This is a genomic window from Kribbella sp. NPDC003505 (genome assembly GCF_040610875.1).
In the GTDB taxonomy this organism is placed as follows: Bacteria; Actinomycetota; Actinomycetes; order Propionibacteriales; family Kribbellaceae; genus Kribbella.
Genome location: NZ_JBEXNA010000003.1, coordinates 299,138 through 315,174 on the forward strand (window position 1 = coordinate 299,138; position 16,037 = coordinate 315,174).

11 protein-coding genes are annotated in these 16,037 nt (G+C 68.8%); 8 read left to right on the forward strand and 3 right to left on the reverse strand.

Features of this window, described 5'->3' with window-relative positions:
• The coding region (locus ABZX12_RS10520; protein ID WP_355691828.1) for an SGNH/GDSL hydrolase family protein at positions 1-689 on the reverse strand (689 nt) is incomplete at its 3' end.
• Between the two features lie 79 nt (positions 690-768).
• Here ABZX12_RS10520 and ABZX12_RS10525 point away from each other — a divergent pair.
• The 6 genes from ABZX12_RS10525 to ABZX12_RS10550 all read left to right on the forward strand — a co-directional run bounded on the left by ABZX12_RS10525 (position 769) and on the right by ABZX12_RS10550 (position 9,503).
• Positions 769-3,741, forward strand: coding sequence for a hypothetical protein (locus ABZX12_RS10525; RefSeq protein WP_355691830.1), 2,973 nt, complete (start codon positions 769-771; stop codon positions 3,739-3,741).
• A 250-nt stretch (positions 3,742-3,991) separates the two neighbouring features.
• The gene (locus ABZX12_RS10530) at positions 3,992-5,833 is read left to right on the forward strand and encodes an ABC transporter substrate-binding protein (protein WP_355691832.1); all 1,842 of its coding nucleotides are present in this window, start codon (positions 3,992-3,994) and stop codon (positions 5,831-5,833) included.
• Positions 5,830-6,924: an ABC transporter permease gene (locus ABZX12_RS10535; RefSeq protein ID WP_355691834.1), complete on the forward strand. Its 1,095-nt coding sequence runs from the start codon at positions 5,830-5,832 to the stop codon at positions 6,922-6,924. The genes ABZX12_RS10530 and ABZX12_RS10535 overlap by 4 nt, the downstream gene beginning before the upstream one ends.
• 5 nt (positions 6,925-6,929) lie before the next feature.
• Positions 6,930-7,805, forward strand: coding sequence for an ABC transporter permease (locus ABZX12_RS10540; protein ID WP_355691836.1), 876 nt, complete (start codon positions 6,930-6,932; stop codon positions 7,803-7,805).
• On the forward strand, positions 7,798-8,619 hold the full coding sequence (locus tag ABZX12_RS10545; protein WP_355691838.1) for an ABC transporter ATP-binding protein: 822 nt from the start codon (positions 7,798-7,800) through the stop codon (positions 8,617-8,619). Before ABZX12_RS10540 ends, ABZX12_RS10545 begins: the two co-directional genes overlap by 8 nt.
• Positions 8,616-9,503, forward strand: coding sequence for an ATP-binding cassette domain-containing protein (locus ABZX12_RS10550; protein WP_355691839.1), 888 nt, complete (start codon positions 8,616-8,618; stop codon positions 9,501-9,503). The genes ABZX12_RS10545 and ABZX12_RS10550 overlap by 4 nt, the downstream gene beginning before the upstream one ends.
• A gap of 65 nt (positions 9,504-9,568) precedes the next feature.
• Here the strand turns inward: ABZX12_RS10550 and ABZX12_RS10555 are convergent, their stop codons facing one another.
• Positions 9,569-11,602 (reverse strand): phosphocholine-specific phospholipase C, encoded by a 2,034-nt coding sequence (locus ABZX12_RS10555; RefSeq protein ID WP_355691841.1) that lies wholly within the window; start codon positions 11,600-11,602, stop codon positions 9,569-9,571.
• Positions 11,603-11,746: 144 nt separating this feature from the next.
• Between ABZX12_RS10555 and ABZX12_RS10560 the strand changes: the two genes are divergently transcribed.
• Positions 11,747-12,388, forward strand: coding sequence for a histone deacetylase (locus ABZX12_RS10560; RefSeq protein ID WP_355691843.1), 642 nt, complete (start codon positions 11,747-11,749; stop codon positions 12,386-12,388).
• Here ABZX12_RS10560 and ABZX12_RS10565 read toward each other — a convergent pair.
• Positions 12,353-14,410 carry a M6 family metalloprotease domain-containing protein gene (locus ABZX12_RS10565; RefSeq protein ID WP_355691845.1) on the reverse strand — a complete coding sequence of 686 codons (2,058 nt, stop codon included), beginning with the start codon at positions 14,408-14,410 and terminating at the stop codon, positions 12,353-12,355. The two genes, ABZX12_RS10560 and ABZX12_RS10565, sit on opposite strands and share 36 nt — an antisense overlap.
• A gap of 236 nt (positions 14,411-14,646) precedes the next feature.
• Here ABZX12_RS10565 and ABZX12_RS10570 point away from each other — a divergent pair, with 236 nt between their 5' ends.
• Entirely contained in the window at positions 14,647-16,008 is a 1,362-nt protein-coding gene (locus ABZX12_RS10570) for an NAD-dependent succinate-semialdehyde dehydrogenase (protein WP_355691846.1), read from the forward strand.
• Positions 16,009-16,037 lie beyond the last annotated feature (29 nt).

A 16,037-nucleotide genomic window follows, 5' to 3' on the forward strand; every position in this document is an offset into this window, starting at 1 on the left:
GGGGGGCCCCCGGGGGGGGGCGCCCCGAGGGGGGGGCGGGGGCCCCCCGCCCCGGCGGGGCCGCGCCGCCCGCGGGGGCCGCGGGCCCCCTCCCCCCCGCCCCCCCCCAGGCCGTCGGCCATCAGCGCGATGCTCGGCAGCTGCTCCTCGTTCAGCGGTACGTCGAGACGCGGCCGGGTCGCCGGTCCGACCAAGCTGAGGTAGTCGACGAGCAGGATCCGCGCCTCGGGGGATCGCTGCCTGGCCTGCTCGACCACGGCGGTCAGCGCATCCGTGACGGCCTGGTACGCCGCGTCGTCGGTGAGGTAGCTGACCCGCGCGCGGATCCGGTTCGCGACCCGGCGGCCGAGGATCGTCGCGGGTTTCGCGATCGTGTTCAGGAAACTCCCGCGCAGGAACCTGCCGACGTACTCGAGATCGTTGCCGCCGGCCGTGATCGTGACGAGCGCCGTCTCCGGCGTGAGCGCCTCCAGCTGCGGAGCCGCGTCGTCCTGCCGGGTGTCGAGCAGGTGCGCGGTCGTGGCGCCGGAGTACGAGACGTCGACCAGGTCGAGGCCGAGCTCACGCGCCACCAGGTGCGCGTAGTTGTTGCCCGAGCGGCCGGCCTGCGGGTGCTCGATCGGCCTGATCCCCGGGCCGGCCGCGAACGAGCTGCCGAGTGCCACGTATCGACTGCCGGAGGTGATCACCGCACCACGATAGATGATGGCCCCGACCTCTCCACCGGACGAAGGAACCCGGTGCCCGGCGGTACGGCATACTGCGTCGGTGACTGACGACGCCTTCGGTACGACGGGAATCCGCGAACGGGTGCTGGCCGGGTGGGCTGCGGCACCCGTACGGTTCCGCGAGGACGCCAACGCCGAGGAGGAGCTCGCCCTCGGCGGGTACGTCGACCGGCTGGTCGTCGAGCTGGCCCAGAACGCCGCCGACGCGGCCGCTCGCGCCGGCGTTCCCGGCCGCGTCCTGTACGAGTTCCGCGACAACACCCTCGTCGTGGCCAACACCGGCGCTCCGCTCGACGCAGCAGGCGTCGAGTCGCTCGCAACCCTGCGCGCGTCGGCAAAGCGCGCGGTGCTGACAAACGGGCCGGACGACGCGGGGGAGCCCGTGGGGCGGTTCGGGGTCGGGTTCTCTGCCGTGCTGGCGGTGACGGATGAGCCGGTGGTGCTGTCCCGGACCGGCGGTGTGCGGTTCTCGAAGGCGGACACCGCGGCGGCGATCACCGACCTCGGCAACGCGTCCCTCGACACCGAACTCCGCCGTCGCGACGGACAGGTTCCGGTTCTGCGGTTGCCGTTCGCGACCGACGGCGAAGCGCCTGCCGGGTACGACACCGCCGTCATCCTCCCGCTCCGCGACGAGGCCGCGGCGGCCATGGTCCGCCGCCTGCTCGCCGACGCCGACGATGCCCTCCTCCTCGCTCTCCCCGGGCTGGAACGCATCGAGATCGAGACCGACGACGGCCGCCGGATCCTCGAGAACGTCAATGCCCGCTGGCATGTCCACCGCACCGCCGGCACTCTCGACCCGGCTCTTCTCGCCGACCGGCCCACCGAAGAACGGAGCCGACCGAACTGGTCCGTCGTCTGGGCCCTCCCACGCGAACCGCTCACCGAACTGCCCGGAATCGTCCACGCACCCACCCCGACCGACGAGCCGTTGGCACTACCAGCGTTGCTGTTGGCAACCTTCCCGCTCGACTCCACCCGGCGGCACGTGGCGAAGGGCCCGCTGACGGATCGGCTCGTCCAGGAGGCGGCGACAGCGTACGCACAACTGCTGCAGGAGCGAGCCGCGGAGGGCGACGACGTCCTGCGGCTCGTGCCCACCGGTCTCGCGGCGGGTGCGCTCGATCGAATGCTCCGCGACGAGATCCTGGTAACGCTGCCCCGGACCCCGATGCTCCAGGGCGTCGCCGGCGCCGTGCTGCGACCGTCGGAGGCGGTGCTGGTGGAGGGCGCCGACGAGGCGTTCAACGCCGTCCTCGCGCCGCTCGTCCCGGGGCTGATCCACGCGCGCCGTGAGGACCGGATCGCGCTGGATGCCCTGCAGGTAAGGCGTCTCGAGCTCGCAGAGGTGGTGGACCAACTCGGGGGAGACGAGCCGCCGGACTGGTGGCGCGCACTCTACGCCAGCCTCGCCACGATGACTACCGACCCGCTGATCCGCGAATCGCTCGGCACCGTCCCGGTTCCGCTCGCCGACGGCCGGCTCGTCCGCGGCGCCCGCGGACTGCTGCTGCCCGGCCCCGAGATCCCGGTCGGCACGCTCGCCGCCTTCGGTGCGTACGGCGTCCGCGTCGTGCACCCGGACGCCGTCGACCCGGTCCTCGAACGTCTCGGCGCGATCCCCGCGACACCACGCTCGCTCCTCGAGGACGGCGCGGTCCGGGCCGCGGTCGAGCACTCCGCCGACGCCGACGATCCGGACGCGATCGCCGACGCCGTCCTCCGCCTGATCGCCGCCGACCCGGCGCAGGCCGACGGACTCTGGTGGCTGTCCGATCTCGTCCTGCGCGCCGCCGACGGCGACCTCGTGCCCGCGAACGCCTTGGTGGTCGAGGGTTCCGACGCGCACGCGGTCCTCGACGCCGAGGAGGTCGCACCGATCGCGCGCGACGTCCTCGACCGCTACGGACTGCCCGCGCTGCAGGCCGTCGGTGTCCTCGCGTCGCTCGGTGTGGTGGCCGCGTCCGACGTCACGCTCGACCGGTTGCCCGAGGCCCTCCAGGATCTCGACGGCATCGAGGACTGGGCGTACGACGTCGCCCCGGACGGATCCCGCTTCGGTGCGACCGTCGGCGAACTCGAGGCGATCCGCGACCTGGACTGGATCACCGAGGAGAGCTGGCCGAAAGTCCTTCAGCTGCTGGGATCCGACCCCGCGCTGCGCCGCGCGCTCGTCACGCAGGTTCGGGTCGTCGGCCCGGACGACCGGCCGCTCGGCGTACCCTCGTACGCGGCCTGGTGGATCCGTGAGCACGTCCTGCTCGACGACGGCGAACCGCTGGCCGGACGGGCAGACCCCGAAGCCGAACCGGTGCTCGCGACCTTCCTCGACCCAGCGCCCGCCTGGACCGCCGGGCTCGATCCCGAGGTCCGGACGGCGGCCGGCCTGGTCCGTGACGTCACCGACCTCGACGCCGACGGCCTCGCGCTGGTGCTCGACCGGCTGGCGGACCCCGAGCGCGAGGTGGACGAGGCGTCGATCCTGCGGCTGTGGAACCGGCTCGGCACGCTCGCGCTGTTCCCCGGCGACGCCCCGGCCCGGGTCCGGGTGCTCGACGCCGACGGGACGACCCGGGTGACCGACGCGGAGCACGCCGTGGTGGTCGACGGTCCGATGTGGGTCCAGCGGGAGGACCTCGGCGGGTTCGTGATCGGATCCGGCGCGGCGGCGGACGGGCTCAGCGACCTGTTCGACGTACCGCTCGCCCAGGAAGTTGCCGAAGGCAATCTTGACGCCGCCGGGACGGAGGCCGACGTCCCGGCGCTGGTCGGCGAGTTGGTGCCCGAGGTGCCGGCGACTTGGTGGGAGCACGAGGAGCTCACCGTCGACGGTATCGAGGTGTCGTGGTGGGTGGACGCCAACGGCGCCCCGCACGCGGCTACCTTCGACGGGCTGGCGAAGGCCCTTGCCTGGGCCGCCGGGCGCTGGGACCGGCGACATGTGATCCGCGCGGTTCTCAACGAACCGGACCGATCCGTGGAACTTCTGGTCGACGCCGTCTACGACTGACCGGATCCGGACGCGGGGCCTGAAAATACACTCCGCGTGACCGTCGCTGGAAGCGTTTCCGCGTACGGCGTCACTCAGAGCGAGCCAACGTTGTCATGGGTTGGTATATCGACTGATCTGCGGATATAACCTCACGGTTTCAACGTGGGAATGAACTCTTGCCAACGTTGTCAGGCCTACTTATAGTCCGTGGCACCTCTCGGTCGGTGATCAGCTCGTCCGCGCAACGGAAACGGAGGTGACTTTCGTCATGAACGAAGCACCGCGGCCCCAGTTCGAAGACGTCAACGACGTCGTCCGCTATCAACTGAGTCGGCGAAGCCTGGTCGGAGGAGGTGCCGCGGCCGCGATGACCGCCTTCCTGGCGGCCTGCTCCGGCGGTGGCTCCTCGTACTCCGACAAGCCGGCGAACAACAACAAGCCCGTCGCCACCAAGTCGATCCAGATCGGCAAGGCCAACATCCCGGTGCCGCGGGACCAGGCGGTCATCGTGGGCCAGGTCGAGTACACGGTTTTCGACAGCTTCAACGGGATGATCCCGAACGGCTCGCCCGGCGGCGCCGGCGTCGAACTCAGCACCGAGCCGCTGTTCTACCTCAGCTTCGCCACCGGCGAGATGAAGCCGTGGCTGGCCACCGAGTACAAGTACAACGACGACTTCACCGAGGTCACGTTCAAGTTCGACCCGAAGGCGCACTGGAACGACGGCAAGCCGCTCGGCGCCGCCGACTTCAAGTTCACGATCATGCTGCTGAAGGACCGGCCGGACCTGTTCGGCGGCGGCGGTGAGCTGAAGGAGTTCGTCAAGGCCATCGACGTTCCGGACCCGCAGACCGCGGTCGTCAAGCTGCTCAAGCCGACGCCCCGGTTCCACTACAACTTCATCTCCGCGATCGCCGGTCCGCCGCTCGGCATCATGCCCGAGCACATCTGGAAGACCCAGGACCCGACCAAGTACAAGGACAACCCGCCGGTGCACAGCGGGCCGTACAAGCTCAAGCAGGCGATCCGCAACCAGAAGATGTTCGTCTGGGAGAAGGACCCGAACTACTGGAACAAGGACAAGCTCGACGTCAAGCCGCAGTACGTCGTCTTCCAGAGCACGTCGAAGCAGCTCGACCAGGCGTCACTGGCGTTCGAGCGCGCGGAGTTCGACGTCGGCTCGATCGACGAGCAGCACGCCAAGCAGCTGCGCAACACCGGCTACCCGGCCCTGCAGACCACCCAGTTCCACGACCCGAACCCGCGGGTGATGTGGCTGAACTGCGACCCGGCCCGGGGCGTGATCTCGGAGCCGAAGATGCGCTGGGCGATCAACTACTGCCTGGACCGGGAGAAGATCGGCAAGTCCATCTGGCCCGTTCCGGTGCCGCCGGCGCAGTACCCGTGGGCGGACTACCCGACCAACGACAAGTGGAAGGACGACGAGATCGCGAACAAGTACAAGTTCGAGTTCTCGCCCGAGAAGGCCACCCAGTTGCTCGACGAGATCGCCCCGAAGAACGCCGCCGGCAAGCGGACGTACAAGGGCAAGGAGATCAACCTCGAGATCATCACGCCGTCGCCGGTCGACGGTGGTGAGTACGCGATCGCGAACGTGCTGAAGACCGAGCTCGCGAAGGTCGGCGTGCCGGCCACGCTGCGCAGCCTGGCCGGCAACGTGCACGACGAGAAGTTCCAGCGCGGCGAGTACGACATCGACGCCAGCTGGGCCGGGATCGCGATCGACCCCGAGCAGTTGTACACCGACTGGACCAGCGACAAGTACCAGCCGATCGGCAAGAACGCGGCCGGTAAGAACAAGCTGCGGTTCCGGAACGCGAAGTTCGACGAGGTCTCCAAGAAGCTGGCCGGGCTCGACCCGGAGAGCGAAGAGGCCAAGCCGCTGCTGAAGGAGGCGCTGGAGATCTACTTCCAGGAACTCCCGATGCTGTCGGTGATCCAGACCGGCTACCCGTCGTACTTCAACACCACCTTCTGGAAGGGCTGGCCGACCGACGACGACCTCTACGAGGTGCCGCTGAACTGGTGGCAGCACTTCATCTTCGTCCTCGGCAAGATCGAGCCCACCGGGCAGAAGGGCCCGGCGTGACGGCGGAAGCCCCGCCGGTGGTAGCTGTCGACAAGAGCCAGGACTCCGCACCCCGCTCGGGGGTGCGGGCCTGGCTGTCGCGGCATCCGCTGGCGGCGTATGCCCTGCGCAGGCTCGGGTTGTACGTGGTCGAGCTGTGGGGCGCCCTCACCATCGCGTTCTTCTTCTTCCGGCTGATGCCGGGTGACCCGATCAACACCCTGATCCAGACGCTGCAGCAGAACTACATCTACAACCAGACGGCGAGTGCGGAGATCATCGCCCGCTACCGGCACGAGTTCGGCCTGGACGGGAACCTGCTCACGCAGTACCTGACCTACATGCAGAAGCTGGTCCTGCACGGCGACCTCGGGCCGAGTCTGATCAACTACCCGACGCCGGCGCAGACCGTGATCCTGCGGGCGTTGCCCTGGACGATCGGCCTGCTCGGGATCTCGGCGGTGCTGGCCTGGATCCTCGGCGTCGTGATCGGCGCGATCGCCGGCTGGCGGCGCGGCAAGCTCGGCTCCGCGATCGCCACCAACCTGTCGATCGCGCTGTCGCACGTGCCGTACTTCTTCGTCGCGCTGATCCTGGTGTACATCTTCGCGTACTCGATGGGCGTGTTGCCTGCGAGATCGGCGTACGACTCCAACCTCAATCCCGGGATCACGCCGGAGTTCATCGGCAGCGTGCTCAAGTACGGACTGCTGCCCGGCCTGTCGATCGTGATCATCGGGACCTTCAGCTGGATCCTGTCCACCAGGATGCTGATGATCCCCGTGCTCGGCGAGGACTACCTGGTGTACGCCGAGGCGAAGGGCCTGAAGGGCTGGCGGATCCTGACCCGGTACGCGCTGCGCAACTGCTACCTGCCGCAGATCACCGCGTTCGGCATCTCGCTCGGCTTCATCTTCAACGGCAACGTGCTGGTCGAGCAGCTGTTCAACTACCCAGGTCTCGGGACCACGCTCGTCACGGCGATCCAGCAGCTCGACTTCAACACGATCCTCGGGGTCACCAACATCGCGATCTTCTCGGTGCTGACCGCCGTCCTGCTCCTCGACCTCCTGCTCCCGCTGCTCGACCCGCGGGTCAAGTACTGGAAGTGATGCCGATGAGAATCCTGACCGCGGTACTGCGGACGATCCGGAACAGCAGGCGCCTCGCGACCGGACTGGTGATCCTGGGGGCGCTGGTGCTGATCGCGCTGTTCAGCCCGCTGATCAGCAAGGCCGTCGGTGGCGGCCAGAACCCGATCGAGCTGGCGGCGTACGACAAGTGGCTGGTCCCCGGGCCCGATCACCTGCTCGGCACCGACCAGTTCGGCCGCGACGTGTTCGCGATGGTGGTGAAGGCGCTCTCGGTCTCGCTGCAGATCGGCGCGATCGCCGGTGTCATCTCGACGGTCGCGGGTGTGATCGTCGCGTTCGTCGCCGGGTACAAGGGCGGCTGGATCGACAACGTGCTCTCGACGTTCACCGGGATCCTGCTCGTCATCCCGACGTTCCCGCTGCTGATCGCGCTGTCGGCGTACGCGAAGAACGTCAGCCTGTTCCAGGTCGGCGTGATGATCTCGATCTTCTCCTGGCCGTTCGCGGCCAAGACGATCCGGTCCCAGGTGCTCAGCCTGCGCACCCGGCCGTACGTCGACCTGGCGCGGGTCAGCAAGGCGCGCGACCTGGAGATCATCGTCACCGAGCTGCTGCCGAACCTGCTGCCGTTCATCGGCGTCGGGTTCGCGTCGTCGGCGCTGGGCGCGATCTTCGGCCTGGTCGGCCTGGAGATCATCGGTCTCGGGCCGGGCGGCGTGATCGACCTGGGCCAGATCATCTTCAACGCGATCGGCACCGGTGCGCTGACGCTCGGAGCGTGGCCGATGTTCGTCGTACCGATCGCGCTGCTGACGCTGCTGTTCGCGGCGCTGAACATGGTGAACATCGGGTTGGAAGAGGTCTACAACCCGCGGCTGAGGGGAGTGGCCGGTGAGTGACGTGTCGGGGAACGTCCTGGAGGTCAAGGGACTCGAGGTCGCCTACTCCACGAACCGCGGCGACGTGCAGGCGGTCCGCGGGATCGATCTCGACGTCCGCCGCGGCGAGATCCTCGGGATCGCGGGGGAGTCGGGCAGCGGGAAGAGCACCCTCGCGGTCGCGCTGTTGCGGCTCCTGAAGGCGCCCGGCAAGGTGACGGGCGGTTCGGCGATGTTCCATCCGGCCGGCCGATCGCCGGTCGACCTGCTGAAGGTGCAGGGCGAGGAGCTGCGGGTGCTGCGGTGGTCGGCGCTGTCGTATCTCCCGCAGGGCTCGATGAGCTCGCTGAACCCGGTGATGCGCGTCGAGGACCAGTTCAAGGACGTCATCCTCGAACACGCGCCGCAGCGCAGGGACTCCTTGGGCGAGCTGATTCCGCGGCTCCTGGCGCAGGTGGGTCTGGAGCCGCGGGTGGCCCGGATGTACCCGCACGAGCTGTCCGGTGGGATGAAGCAGCGGATTCTGATGGCGATCGCGGTCGCGCTCGAGCCCGACCTGGTGATCGCCGACGAGCCGACCACCGCGCTGGACGTGACGATCCAGCGGGTGATCCTGCAGTCGCTCGCCGATCTGCGCACCGACTTCGGCGTCACGCTGATGGTGATCTCGCACGACATGGGCGTGCACGCACAGCTCGCCGACCGGGTCGCGGTGATGTACGAGGGCCGGCTGGTCGAGGTGGGCGGCGTACGGCAGGTGTTCAAGGATCCGCGGGACCCGTACACCCGGCAGCTGATCGAATCGATCCCGCAGGTCGGACGGAGGGCCTCATGAAGTCGGAACTCGAACTCCGCGGCGTTCAGCAACGGTTCCACGCCCGCGGGGTGGCGGAAGGGTACGTGACCGCGGTCGACGACGTGAGCTTCACGCTGGCCGCGTCGCCGCCGCAGATCGTCAGCCTGGTCGGCCAGAGCGGCAGCGGGAAGAGCACGATCGCCCGCAACGTGCTCGGCCTGCAGAAGCCCACGGCCGGATCCGTGCTGTACGGCGGAAAGGACATCTTCAAGCTGAGCCGCGCCGAGTACGACGAGTACCGGCGCGACGTGCAGCCGGTCTTCCAGGACCCGTACGCGATCTTCAACCCGTTCTACCGGGTGGATCGCGTGCTCTGGAAGGCGGTGAAGAAGTTCAAGCTCGCGGACACCCGCGCGAAGGGGCTCGAGCTGATCGAGGAGTCGCTGCGCGCCGTCCGGCTGGAGCCGGAGAACGTGCTCGGCCGGTACCCGCACCAGTTGTCCGGCGGTCAGCGGCAGCGCATCATGCTGGCCCGCGTGCACATGCTGCGGCCGTCGTTCATCATCGCCGACGAGCCGGTGTCGATGCTGGACGCGCAGGTGCGCCGGCACTTCCTGGACATCCTGCTCGACTTCCAGCGCGAGCACGGGATGACGACGCTGTTCATCACCCACGACCTGTCCACGGTCTACTACCTCGGCGGCGAGGTCATGGTCATCACCAAGGGCCAGATCGTCGAACGCGGCCCGGTCTCCGAGGTGATGCACGAGCCGTCGCACGCGTACACGAAGCTGCTCCTGGACTCCATCCCGCAGCCCGACCCCGACCAGCGCTGGACCAGCCGCATCGCGGTCGACGAGCTCGACCAGGTCGACGACAACACCCCCGCCGACACCACGAAGCCCGAGGCCCCGATCATCTGAACCGGCGACAAGTCCTGGGGACCTTGGACAAGGTATTGCTTGTCCAAGGTCCCCATTTCCTGTTCTCAGACCGTCTTGATCGCGGGGTCGCTGACGCCCGGGGCGCCGGTCTCCACGTGGCCGGCGAAGCGGCGCAGGTACGTGGTGTCGGCGGTGATGGTCACGGAGACGTCGTACCAGCGGTTGGTGGCTGTGACGGTGTAGGTGGTCTTGCCCTTGCGGACGGCGATCTGCTTGGGTGTGCCGCCGTAGGAGTTGGTGAGCGTGACGGTGCGGGCGGCGTCGGACGTGAACGTGAGGTCGACGTTGCCGGTGGCCGGGTTCTCGCGGGCGGTGATCTCCAGGCCGGTGGCGGGCTTGCCCTTGAAGGTGCGGAGGAAACCGTTCGGGCCGTGCACCGTGAGGTCGGTGACGCCGCTGGAGTAGATCGGGTTCCAGCTGTCGGCGACCGTCTTGCCGGCCTCGGTGGTGTACGTCCACGGGCCGTCGGTGCGGTTCGCGGACGTGATCAGGAACTGCGCGCCGGCCCGTGCCCCGGACCCGAACGTCAGCCGGTACTTGCCGTCGGCAACGGACCCGTCGACGACCGGTGCGTACGGCAGCGGACGGGTACGGCGGGCGCCGCGCTCCTGGGCCGGCAGTTGACCGACCGCGGGCGGCGTCGGCACGTAGTCCGGGTGCCGCTTGTTGTCCGGCGGCGCGTAGGCACTGGTGTCGGGTAGCTGAGCCGGGCGCGTGGCCGACGTACCGAAGTCGAACGCCGAGGTCAGGTCGCCGCAGATCGCTCGGCGCCACGGCGAGATGTTCGGCTCGTGGACGCCGAACCGCGTCTCCATGAACCGGATGATCGACGTGTGGTCGAACACCTCCGAGCAGGTGTAGCCGCCGGTGCTCCACGGCGACACCACCAGCATCGGGACGCGCTGACCGAGACCGTACTGGCCGTGCGCGGCCTTGCTGCCGGTGTAGAGGTCCGGGTTCGGGTCGACGGTCGACAGGCCTTGGTCGGCGTCCATCGGCGGGTACGGCGGTACGACGTGGTCGAAGAAGCCGTCGTTCTCGTCGTAGGTGATGAACAGCGCGGTCCTGCTCCACACCTCGGGGTTCGCGGTGAGCGCGTCGAGGACCTGGGAGATGTACCAGGCGCCGTAGTTGGCCGGCCAGTTCGGGTGCTCGGTGAACGCTTCCGGCGCCGCGATCCACGAGATCTTCGGCAGCCGGTTGTTCTGCACGTCCGCGGCGAGCTGCGCGAACAGGCTCTCGCCGGCCTTCGCGTTCGTGCCGGTGCGAGCCTTGTCGTACAAGGGGTTCCCGGGCTGCGCATTGCGGTAGTTGTTGAAGTACAGCAGCGAGTTGTCGCCGTAGTTGCCGCGGTACGCGTCGTTGATCCAGCCCCAGCTGCCATTTGCGTCCAGGCCGTCGCCGATGTCCTGGTAGATCTTCCACGACACACCGGCCTGCTCGAGCCGCTCGGGGTACGTCGTCCAGCCGTAGCCGGCCTCGTCGTTGCCGAGGACCGGGCCGCCGCCGGTGCCGTCGTTGCCCGTGTAGCCGGTCCACAGGTAGTACCGGTTCGGGTCGGTGGAGCCCATGAACGAGGTGTGGTAGGCGTCGCACACCGTGAACGTGTCCGCGAGCGCGTAGTGGAACGGGATGTCCTCGCGCGTCAGGTACGCCATCGTGGTCGGGCTCTTCGCCGGGATCCACTGGTCGTACTTGCCGTTGTTGAACGCCTGGTGCGCGTCCGGCCAGCTGTGCGCGAGGTCCTGGATGAACTGCAGACCGAGGTTGTCCGCCTCCGGCCGGAACGGCAGGATCTCCTGGCCGAGCGCGTTCTTCTGGTAGAACGTCGGCTTCCCGCTCGGCAGCGTGACCGGCCGCGGGTCACCGAAACCGCGGACGCCGTTCATGGTGCCGAAGTAGTGGTCGAAGGACCGGTTCTCCTGCATCAGCACGACAATGTGCTCGACGTCCTGGATACTGCCGAAGCGGCGGTGCGCGGGGATCGCGGCGGCCTGCTCGATACTGTCCGCCATCGCGGCGAACGCGGCCGACGCACCGGCCAGCTGCAGGAATCTCCGGCGATTGATGTCTGGCATGCGGGTCTCCTTGTCGGGGCGGATGGAGCCTCCCGGCACCTTAGTCTGAACGTTTAACTGACGGAAGGTGAACCGTGCTGTTCAGTTGAAGTCAGTTTCAAACTATTGTGAGCGGGATGCTGGTGGCCGGCTCACGGAGGTGCGGTGGATCGCGTCTGGTACGTCGCCTACGGCTCCAACCTCGCCCTCGCACGATTCCGCTGCTATCTGTCCGGCGGACGGCCACACGGTGGCGCCCGGGTGTACCCCGGTTGCCGTGATCGCTCCGATCCCGCCCGCTCCGAGGGCGTGCTGGTCCCAGGCGGTCTGGTCTTCGCCGGCGCCTCCAAGGTCTGGGGCGGCGGCTCCGCCTTCTACGATCCGACCGCGCCCGGTCAGGTCGCCGCGCGCGCGTACCTGCTGACGCCCGGCCAGGTCGGTGACGTCGCCGCGCAGGAGATGCGTCGCGACCCCGGCGGCGAGTTCGCGTGCGACGTGGCGGCGCTGCTGCCCGACGTCGACGCGATCCACACCATGGGCCCCGGCCGGTACGAGACCGTGGTCCGCCTGGGGGAGCGCGCCGGCGTACCGATGTTCACCGTCACCCACGACGCCGCCGCGGACCTCGAACCGGTCGCGCCCACCGCGCCGTACCTGCGCTGGATCGCGACCGGCCTGATCGAGGCCCACGGCTGGGCGCTCCCGCGTGTGATCGACTACCTGCACGCGGCGCCGGGCGTCGGTCTGGCGTGGACGCCCGGCGCGCTGCGGTCAGTGCTTGACGGCGATGCAGGTGGCGGTCGCTGACTTCGTCGGATCGCTTTCGGAGGTGGCGGTCAAGGTGATCTTGGCGAGCGGGGCGGCACCGGCCTTGGTGTGGACGGGGACCGTCACCTGCTGGCCCGCGTTCGCGGTGGCGAGTGCGTTCGGCAGCGAGATCGGCCAGCCGTCGGACTTGGCGGACAGGCGGTAGACGTCGCCCTTCACGTACTGCGTGATGTCCTCGGGGCCGGACGTCGTACCGGCCTTGCCGGTGTTGGTGAGGCTGAAGCTGCAGGTCTGGACGCCGCTGCGGTCCGGCTTCGCGACGGTCGGCAGCAGCCGTACGCCGCGCTGCTGGGCGCCCGCGCCGTCGAGGGAGCGGATCGCGACGGTGTAGGACAGGATGCCCTGGCGGTCGCGGTGCACGTTGGTGACGTAGAAGTGCAGACGGTTCGCGGTGTCGGTGTACTCGTACTCGCTGCCGGAGTTCGTGCCGGCGTGGAACAGCGCGTCGGACAGCTGCCGGTAGTCGCCGATCGTGATCGGGACCTTCGTACCGTCGGGCAGCACATAGTCGGTCATGTTGATGTTCTGCGGGTTGGCGTCGATGACCCACTCGAACGGAGCACGGTCCTGGTTCTTGGTCTTCGCGAGCAGGACGCCGGCATCGGGCGTGAACGAGTCCGTGCCCATCCGGTCCACCACCTCGACCGTGTAGTTCTGGTAGCCGCGGCCGTCGCACATCGGGTCGGTGGCGGTGCTGCACGGCGCGTCCAGATCGCCGGCGCCGCCGAGCTCGATGTTGATCCCGGACAGGTCCTTCGCGCCCGGGTTCACGCTGCGGGCCTTGACGTTCGCGATCACCACACCCGACGACGCGAGCGCCTCGCGGGACAGCCGCAGCACGTTCTGCTCGTCGACCATCTGCAGCTTGATCTTGTTGCGCAGCATGTGTTGCGCGCCCATCGACGCACCGCCGGTGGCCGGGATCATCCAGCGGCTGTGCGGTCCGCCGGGGCCGTTGAAGCTGCCCCGGCTGAGCATCTCCCAGATTCCCGTGTACGCGCGCCGGGGCGGCACGCCGTACGGATTGTTGTAGTTGTCGCCGATGCCGAGGATGTGGCTGAACTCGTGCGCGAACACGGCCATCCCGGAGCTCTCCGCCTGGGTCGACGAGCCGCCGCCGGCGTTCGGCCAGATCGACGCGCCCGCGGCCCACGACGTCCAGTCGACGTACCGGGTGTCGGACCAGTTCGGCAGCGCCGGGTCCGGCGGGCCGAAGTCGTCGGTGACGTCCTCCTTGGTCGGGAACTTCATCATCCCGAACTCCTGCCAGGTGGACGACTCGTCCTGGCCGGCGCTGAGGAAGAACACGAAGTCGTAGCCGGCCGGTACGTCGGGGCCCTGGTCGGCGACCCAGGCGGCGCGGCCGTCGGTGCGGATGTCGCGGTCGCAGTTGTCGCCGGCCGGGCAGCTCGCGCCGCCCTGGAACTCCATGCCGTACTCGTGCGACTTGCCGGGCATCCGGTACGGGCCGAACGCGGTGAGGTCCACGCCGTACCGGCCGCCGGAGTCCTCCATCCAGTACTCGTGCAGCGTGTGGCCGTGGTTCAGCGGCTCGGGTTTGTTGAGGAAGTCGTGGTAGAAGCTCGCAACCTGGTCCCGCGGCACGCCGTTCGCGGCCGCGCTCGGGTTGCCGAACACAGTCGAGCCCTTGGGCTGGGTGACCACGAAGTCCTGGTTCGGGTAGTCGAGCAGCACGAGCGCGCCCTTGAAGGTGCGCTGGGATCCCTTGATCGCCGGGTCGGCCCAGTTGGTCCCCGGCGGCTTGACGTAGTCGTCCCACGTCATGTGGTCCGGGTTCTCCCAGTTCTGCGGGTCGATCGGCCCCGGCAGACCGGTCGACAGCGTCTTCGCGACGCGCGAGTCCGGCCCCGACTCCTGCCAGGGCTGCTTCTGCGGCCAGTGCGGATACTGCCAGGCGTTCACCGGATCCGGCGGCGCCGCCGGTGAGGCAAGCGCCATCGAGGGCACCGAGACAACAGCCAGCACGGCGACCAACTGCACAACACGACGAAACTTCCGTTGCTCAGACACGGGCGGGCATCCGATCAATGAGGCGGGACAACGGGCAGCCACGAGCATGCCCGCAAGACACAACTGACACAACACGACCCGGCGCGCTGCACCGCGACTTTGAGCACCCACCGACCAGTTCGCCGCGTCCGAAACGGTTGATGGGTGCTCAAAGCAGGATTGCATACAGTATGGTGGCGTCTTCGGCTTCTGGATGGAGGTTGCCCATGTACTCGGTTGTCGATCCGGCGCGCGGGGTGCTGGTGGAGGAAGTGGCGAACTCGACGGAGGAGGAGGTGCGGGCGGCGATCTGGCGGGTGCATGCGGCGTATCCGGACTGGCGGCGGCGCGGCGTGGAGGAGCGGGCGGCGGTTGTCGCGCGGGCGGCGGAGTTGTTCGCGGAGCGGGCCGACGAGCTCGCCGCGACGATGACGCTGGAGATGGGCAAGCGGGTCAGCGAAGGGCTCGGCGAGGTCGGGATCGTCGTCGACATCTTCCGGTACTACGCCGAGCACGGACCCGCGTTGCTGGCCGACGAGCCGATCGCCATCAAGGGCGGGCAGGCGGTCATCACCAAGGGGCCGATCGGCGCGCTGCTCGGGATCATGCCGTGGAACTTCCCGTGCTACCAGGTCGCCCGGTTCGTCGCGCCGAACCTGGTGCTCGGGAACACGATCCTGCTCAAACACGCCTCGATCTGCCCGCGGTCGGCGCGCGCGATCGAGGAGGTGCTGCACGCAGCCGGCGTCCCGGCCGACGTGTACGTGAACACGTTCGCCTCGAGCCGGCAGATCCCCGCGATCCTCGCCGACCCGCGGATCGCCGGGGTCTCGCTGACCGGCAGCGAACAGGCCGGCATCTCGGTCGCCGCCGAGGCCGGGAAGAACCTGAAGAAGACGGTCCTCGAGCTCGGCGGCTCCGACCCGCTGATCGTCCTCGACACCGACGACCTGGACGAGACCGTGAACGCCACCGCGACAGCGCGGATGCGGAACTGTGGGCAGTCCTGCAACGCGCCGAAGCGGATGATCGTGCTCGCCGACATCTACGAGGAGTACGTCGACCGGCTGACCAAGCGTGTCACCGAGTACTACGTGCCCGGCGACCCGGCCGATCCGGCGACCAAGCTCCCACCGCTCGCCTCGATCGCCGCCGCGGACGAGGTCGCCGCGCAGGTCGCGAAGGCGGTCGAGCAGGGCGCCACGCTGCGCGCGGGCGGTCACCGGATCTCGCCCGGCGCCTACCTCGAGGCCACCGTGCTGACCGACGTCACGCCGGAGATGGACGCGTACTACGAGGAGATCTTCGGCCCGGTGGTCATCGTCTTCAGAGCCGAGGACGAGGACGACGCCGTACGCCTCGCCAACGACACCCCGTTCGGCCTCGGCGCCTCGGTGTGGGGCACCGACCCCGACCGCAACCGCCGCGTCGCCGACCGGATCGACGCCGGCATGGTGTACCTCAACCGGGCCGGCGGCTCGCAGGCGGACCTGCCGTTCGGCGGCATCAAACGCTCCGGCCTCGGCCGCGAACTCGGCCCGGCCGGTATCGAGGAGTTCATGAACAAGAAGTCCATCCGGCTCGGCTGACAGGCGGCGCTCCGTGCGCTCGGCGTCGT

Bases quoted from the DNA above. Each gene is read 5' to 3' on its own strand.
- ABZX12_RS10530 (WP_355691832.1), top strand. From the start codon at position 3,992: ATGAACGAAGCACCGCGGCCCCAGTTCGAAGACGTCAACGACGTCGTC.
- ABZX12_RS10550 (WP_355691839.1), top strand. From the start codon at position 8,616: ATGAAGTCGGAACTCGAACTCCGCGGCGTTCAGCAACGGTTCCACGCC.
- ABZX12_RS10570 (WP_355691846.1), top strand. From the start codon at position 14,647: ATGTACTCGGTTGTCGATCCGGCGCGCGGGGTGCTGGTGGAGGAAGTG.
- ABZX12_RS10555 (WP_355691841.1), bottom strand. From the start codon at position 11,602: ATGCCAGACATCAATCGCCGGAGATTCCTGCAGCTGGCCGGTGCGTCG.
- ABZX12_RS10540 (WP_355691836.1), top strand. From the start codon at position 6,930: ATGAGAATCCTGACCGCGGTACTGCGGACGATCCGGAACAGCAGGCGC.